This window comes from Mycobacterium asiaticum (assembly GCF_001673365.1).
Lineage (GTDB): Bacteria > Actinomycetota > Actinomycetes > Mycobacteriales > Mycobacteriaceae > Mycobacterium > Mycobacterium asiaticum_A.
This window is the reverse complement of the sequence record NZ_LZLS01000019.1, coordinates 1-5,944: the sequence shown is the minus strand read 5'-3', so window position 1 is coordinate 5,944 and position 5,944 is coordinate 1. Positions and strand designations below refer to the sequence as shown.

4 protein-coding genes and 1 pseudogene are annotated in these 5,944 nt (G+C 74.8%); 1 reads left to right on the top strand and 4 read right to left on the bottom strand.

What is annotated here, in order from left to right:
* From A5634_RS29805 to A5634_RS29800, 4 genes and pseudogenes are all read right to left on the bottom strand, one after another.
* The coding region (locus A5634_RS29805; RefSeq protein WP_367593445.1) for a PGRS repeat-containing protein at nt 1-1,955 on the bottom strand (1,955 nt) is incomplete at its 3' end.
* Nucleotides 1,916-2,242, bottom strand: coding sequence for a PE family protein (locus A5634_RS29085; protein WP_253861453.1), 327 nt, complete (start codon nt 2,240-2,242; stop codon nt 1,916-1,918). The genes A5634_RS29805 and A5634_RS29085, both read right to left, overlap by 40 nt.
* A gap of 376 nt (nt 2,243-2,618) precedes the next feature.
* Nucleotides 2,619-2,714: pseudogene (locus A5634_RS30255) on the bottom strand (hypothetical protein); the annotation flags it as partial.
* Between the two features lie 33 nt (nt 2,715-2,747).
* A complete protein-coding gene (locus tag A5634_RS29800; RefSeq protein WP_065142467.1) occupies nt 2,748-5,267 on the bottom strand; it encodes a hypothetical protein in 2,520 nt (839 codons plus the stop codon).
* Between A5634_RS29800 and A5634_RS28865 the strand changes: the two genes are divergently transcribed.
* Nucleotides 5,266-5,694: a hypothetical protein gene (locus A5634_RS28865; RefSeq protein WP_065142466.1), complete on the top strand. Its 429-nt coding sequence runs from the start codon at nt 5,266-5,268 to the stop codon at nt 5,692-5,694. The genes A5634_RS29800 and A5634_RS28865 overlap by 2 nt on opposite strands.
* Nucleotides 5,695-5,944: the final 250 nt, after the last annotated feature.

Sequence of the window (5,944 nt, the reverse complement as noted above, 5' to 3'; positions counted from 1 at the left end):
CCGCCGGTGCCGCCTTGGCCGCCCTGGGCGCCCATGCCGCCTCCGGTTGCTCCGGTGGCGGTGGTGCCGGTGTTGTTACCGCCGTTGCCGCCGCCGCCACCTTGGCCGCCGGTGCCCCCGGTGCCGGCTTGGCCGCCGCCCACGCCGCTGATGCCGGCGCCAGCAGTGCCTCCGGTACCGCCGGTGCCGCCTTGGCCACCCTGGTTGCCCTCGGTCGGGGCCGTGAGGTCGTTGGTGCCGTTGGTGCCGGTGGCACCGGTGCCGCCGTTGCCGCCGTGACCGCCGGTGCCGCCGGTGCCGGTGCTGCCGGCTGCTCCGCCATCGACTTGGGTGCCGGCGGCGCCGGCGGTGCCGCCGGTGCCGCCTTGGCCGCCCTGGGCGCCCATGCCCCCTCCGGTTGCTCCGGTGGCGGTGGTGCCGGTGTTGTTGCCGCCGTTGCCGCCGCCGCCGCCCTGGCCGCCGGCGCCCCCGGCGCCGGCTTGGCCGCCGCCGACGAGGTTGATGCCGGCGCCAGCAGTGCCCCCGGCACCGCCGGTGCCGCCTTGGCCACCCTGGTTGCCCGCGGTCGGGGCCGAGAGGTCGTTGGTGCCGTTGGTGCCGGTGGCGCCGGTGCCGCCATTGCCGCCGGTGCCGCCGGTGCCGCCGGTGCCGGTGCTGCCGATCGCGCCTCCGTCGACTCGGGTGCCGGCGGCGCCGGCGGTGCCGCCGGTGCCGCCTTGGCCGCCCTGGGCGCCCATGCCGCCTCCGGTTGCTCCGGTGGCGGTGGTGCCGGTGTTGTTGCCGCCGTTGCCGCCGCCACCACCCTGGCCGCCAGTGCCCCCGGCGCCGGCTTGGCCGCCGCCCACGCCGTTGATGCCCGCGCCACCAGCGCCGCCAGTGCCGCCGCTGCCGCCCTGGCCACCCTGGTTGCCCGCGGTCGGGGAGGTCGCGTTGTCGGTGCCGTTGGTGCCGGTGGCGCCGTTGCCGCCATGGCCGCCGGTGCCGCCGACCCCGCCGGTGCCGCCCTGGCCGCCGGCGCCGCCGCCGACCCCGCCGATCCCGGCTCCGCCGTTACCGCCCTGGCCGCCGGCGCCGCCCTGCCAGCCCTGCCCGCCTTTGGTGGGGGCCGCGCCCGAGGAGCCCATCGCTCCGGCATCACCCTGCCCGCCGGTACCGCCGGTGCCACCGACCCCGCCAGCGCCTGCCGCACCGGCGTGTCCGACGGTGCCGAGATAGCCGCCGGACCCGCCGACCCCGCCCGCGCCGGCGGCACCGCCGTTGCCGCCCGTGCCGCCGTTGCCGCCGTCGATGTGGTAGCCGACGCCGGTGCCGCCAGTTCCACCCTGGCCGCCGCCTCCGCCGGTCCCGCCCGCCCCGCCGGCCCCGCCGGCACTCATCAACCCGTAGTTGGCGCCGCCGGCGCCGCCAACACCACCAGCACCGCCGTCGAAACCGATATCACCGCGTCCGCCCAGCGGCCCGGCCCCGGCCGTGCCGGTCGCGCCAATATCGCCGGCGCCGCCGGTCCCGCCGACCCCGCCGGCGCCAGCACCCCCGCCGAATAGCGCTCGCCCGGTTCCACCGACGCCGCCTGTGCCACCCGTGCCGCCGATGCCGCCGGCGCCGTCACCGCCATGACCGCCAACCCCACCGGCTCCGCCGAATCCGCCCAGCCACCCGCCGGCACCGCCCGAACCCCCGGTACCACCAATAGCCCCAGCTGCGCCGGCCCCACCTGCTCCGCCGACTCCACCATTTCCGAACAAACCCGCGTCACCGCCACGGCCGCCACTAGCGCCGGGCATTCCCGACCCCCCGTTGCCGCCGTTGCCCCACAGCAGCCCTCCTGCGCCACCGGGCTGCCCGGTGCCGGCGGCACCGTTGGAGCCATCGCCGATCAGCGGGCGTCCCAGCAGCGTGTTGGTCGGGGCGTTGATTAACCCCAACATGGTTTGCTCGAGGTTCTGCAGCGACAAGTGCCCGCCGCCTCGGCGGACGCGTATGCCTTCCCGCCCGCATTCAACGCTGTCAGGAACTGGTCATGAAACAGCGTTGCCTGCGCGCTGAGGGCCTGATACTCCTGGCCGAAACTGCCAAATAACCTCGTCACAGCCGCCGAAACCTCGTCGCCAGCCAGCAGGGCGATTCCAGTTGTCGAGGGCGCCGCGGCGGCGGCTGCCGCCCGTAGCGACTCCCCGATCCCATGCAAATCGCTCGCCGCTACGGCCACCAAATCCGGTGTCGCGATCACATAAGACGACATTTCAGGTCCTCCTGACACCCGCTGGCTTAACCCCGTGTAGCACGCTAGCGCGCACAACGTAGTCGTGAATTGAATCGACTATTTCAATCGGACTCGGCGTCTCCAGCCGAAAACAACGCGGTCGCCCAACCTCTGTGCCGAGAGCGTTGCTCCACCGCCGTTGCCGCCGTCTCACCCGCCACCACCTGCGCCGGAATAACCATTGTTGGTTGAGGTGCCGGAGGACGCCTGGCTCATGGTGGCGTGCCTTCGCGACATTGTTGGGTCTCGGCTCGGTTGGTGAGGTGTTCCGACTGTTTGTGCAGCAACGGCAGCAGCGAAGCCTGGCGTTTCGTTTCCGGCAAGCCCCCCAGCGAGGTCTCGAACCGATGCAAGCACTCGCCGGCACCACTACCGCCAGCAGGTACGGGTGTGCGCTGTTGCCGTAGACGTAGATCTGCCGCACCAACGGGCTGGTGCCGAACACCGCCTTTTGCGGGTGTTGCAGGACACATGTTGTGCCGGGTCAACTGGACCGGCCGGGGAGGCCCGCGGCTTCCGTGGGGCCGTATTGATAGCCCTGACCCCCGCCACCTCCCTCCCCGGGGCTGTTGCCGCCATTGCCTCCGTAAAGATTGAAGGAATCGAGGCCGCCAGGTCCGCCTGTCCCGCTGTTCGACCCGCTTTCTGCGCCACTGTGGCCATTGCCGCCGGGTGCACCAACTGCGGGAGGCGAACCTTGGACATATGATGCGGCGCCACCGCCTCCGCCTCCGCCGTTGCCGCCCGCGGCCCCCGCACCGCCGCCGCCGCCGGTGCCGCCCATGGCGAGCTGGTAGCTTGCGTTTCCGCCGCTGCCACCGGCTCCTGCCATCGCGCTGGCGCCACCTGCAGCGCCCCCTCCGCCTCCGCCTCCGCCGAAGGCTCCAGAGCCGGCCGACGCGCCAGCGCCGCCTCCTCCTCCGCCCACGCCGTTGCCTCCGGTAGCGCCGGTCGCAGTGCCGCCTCCGCCGCCGCCTCCGCCGACGCCGCCGCCGGCAAAAGCGTTGGTGGCCGCGGCGAATGCCGGTCCACCGGTGCCGCCGCCGCCGCCGGTGCCTCCGGTGCCGCCGGTGGCGGTCGTGCTGCCGCCGTTGCCGCCGTCTCCGCCGGCGCCGCCGCCTCCGGCACCGCCCCCGGAGGCGAGCGCCGGACCGGTGCCGGCGCTATTGGCGCCGCCGCTGCCTCCTAGGCCACCGGTACCGCCGTTACCACCATTGCCGCCTTGGGTGTTGCCAGCACCGGGTATGCCGCCGTTACCTCCGGCGCCGCCGTCGCCGCCGGTGCCCCCGTTGGCGCTGGTAATGAGCGTGATGTCGCTGGTGGCGACGGTGGTGTTCTGGCCGCCCTGGCCGCCGTCGCCGCCGTCGCCGCCCTTGCCGCCCCCGCCTCCGGTGCCGCCACCGACGCCGTTGATGCCGGCGCCGCCATCACCGCCGGTACCACCTTTGCCGCCGTGGCCGGCGTTTCCGCCTGCGGTGGGGGTAGTTCCGGTGGTTCCGGTTATGCCCGCGGCGCCTTTGCCGCCGTTTCCGCCTAGGCCGCCGGTGCCGCCGGTGCCATTGGTGCCGGCGGCAGAGCCGTCTTGTTGGACGCCGGCTGCGCCGGCTGTGCCGCCCGTGCCGCCTTGGCCACCGGTGGCGCCGCTGCCGCTGGTAGTGCCGGTGTTGGTGCCGCCCTGGCCGCCGGTGCCGCCGGTGCCGCCGTTGCCGCCGTTGCCGGCTTGGCCACCGCCGAGGCCGTCGATGCCTTTGCCGGCGGTGCCGCCTTGTCCGCCGTCTCCGCCTTTGCCGCCCTGGCCGCCTTGGCTGGGTGTGGCGCTGTTGGTGCCGGTGGTGCCGGTGCCTCCTTGACCGCCGTTGCCGCCGTTGCCGCCGGTACCGCCGGTACCGATGCTGCCTTTGGCGCCGCCGTGGGTTCCGGCGCCGCCGGCTCCGGCGTCGCCGCCGGTGCCGCCTTGGCCGCCTTGGCCCCCGGTGCCGCCGGTGGTGCCGGTGTTGGCGCCGCCGCCACCGCCGCCGCCGCCTTTGCCGCCGTTGCCGCCGGTGCCGCCGTCGCCACCGCCGATGCTGTTGATTCCCTGGCCACCTGCACCGCCGGTTCCACCAGCGCCGCCTTGGCCGCCCTGGGAGGCCGCGGTGGTGGGGTTGCTGGGGCTGTTGGTGCCGGTGGCGCCGTCACCGCCGTTGCCGCCGTGTCCTCCTGTGCCACCGGTGCCGCTGTTGCCGGCTGCGCCGCCGGCGACTTGGGTGCCGGCGGCACCCGCGTCGCCACCCGTGCCACCGGTGCCGCCGTGGCCGCCCATGCCGCCACCGGTTGTTGCGGTGCTGGTGTAGCCGTAGTTGTTGCCCCCGTTTCCGCCAGTGCCCCCGGTGCCGCCATTGCCTCCGTCACCGGCTTGGCCGCCACCGACGTTGCCGAAACCGGCGCCGGCGGTACCGCCTTGGCCGCCGGCGCCGCCCTGGCCGCCCTGGTTGCCGGGGGAGGGGGTCACATTGTCGTCGTTGCCGTTGGTACCGGTGGCGCCGTGGCCGCCGTCACCGCCGGTGCCACCGGTGCCGCCGGTGCCGTGGTTGCCCGCGGTGCCGCCGTCGACCTGGGTTCCGGCTGCGCCGGCGTCGCCGCCGGTGCCGCCTTGTCCGCCGGTGCCGCCCATGCCGCCCCCGTTGTTGCCGGTGGTGGTGGTGCCGGTGTTGTTGCCGCCGTTGCCGCCGTCACCGCCAGTGCCGCCGTTACCGCCGGTACCTGCCGTGCCGCCGCCGGACCCGAGGATCCCTTTGCCGGCGTCGCCGCCGGCACCGCCGGCACCGCCTTGGCCGCCCTGGGCGCCTACCTGGGGACTGGTCGGGTCATCGCCCCCGTTAATGCCGGCGGCACCACCGCCCCCGGTGCCGCCGCGACCCCCCGTGCCGCCGATGCCGTTGTTGCCGACCGCGCCGCCGTCGACGAGGGTGCCGGCTGCGCCGGCGTCACCGCCGGTACCGCCTTGTCCGCCTCGGGCGCCCATGCCGCCGCCGTTGTTGCCGGTGGCGGTGGTGCCGGTGTTGGTGCCACCAAGCCCGCCGGCACCACCGATACCGCCGGAGCCCCCGACCCCACCATCGATGGCGCTTGAGTTGTTGATGCCGATTGTGAAGCCGGAGCCGGTGCCGTTGCCGGTGATGGTGCCGGTGTCACCCCCTCGGCCGCCGGCACCGCCGCTACCAGCGGCCCCGCCGGAACCCGATAGCAGCGCGCCCGCACCACCAACCCCGCCGGCGCCACCGGTACCGCCGGCTCCCGCGGTCCCACCCTCGAAGATGCCTGAGTTGCCGGAGATGGAGTTGTTAATGCCGAATACCGTCCCGGAGCCGGTGCTGCTGCCAGCGCCGGTGATGGTGCCGGTGTCACCTCCTTGGCCACCGGCACCGCCGGTCCCGGCGTTGCCGCCGTGACCCCACAGCAGCCCGCCGCCGGCCCCAGCCGCGCCGGCACCACCGGTACCGCCGGATCCCCCGTCCCCACCATGGAGAATGCCTGAGTTGTAAATACCGTGTACCTGGCCGGTAGCGGTACCGGTAGCGGTACCGGTGATGGTGCCGGTGCCGCCTCCCTGGCCCCCGGTACCGCCGTCCCCGCATCACCTCGCGCGGACCCCGCAGGGCCAGCGGGACGATCGGAATCCCTGCGGCGGCGGCCAGTTTG

What these genes read in the sequence shown, in the direction of transcription:
- A5634_RS28865 (WP_065142466.1), top strand. Translation starts at nt 5,266, where the DNA reads ATGCCGCCGCCGTTGTTGCCGGTGGCGGTGGTGCCGGTGTTGGTGCCA.
- A5634_RS29085 (WP_253861453.1), bottom strand. Translation starts at nt 2,242, where the DNA reads ATGTCGTCTTATGTGATCGCGACACCGGATTTGGTGGCCGTAGCGGCG.
- A5634_RS29800 (WP_065142467.1), bottom strand. Translation starts at nt 5,267, where the DNA reads ATGGGCGCCCGAGGCGGACAAGGCGGTACCGGCGGTGACGCCGGCGCA.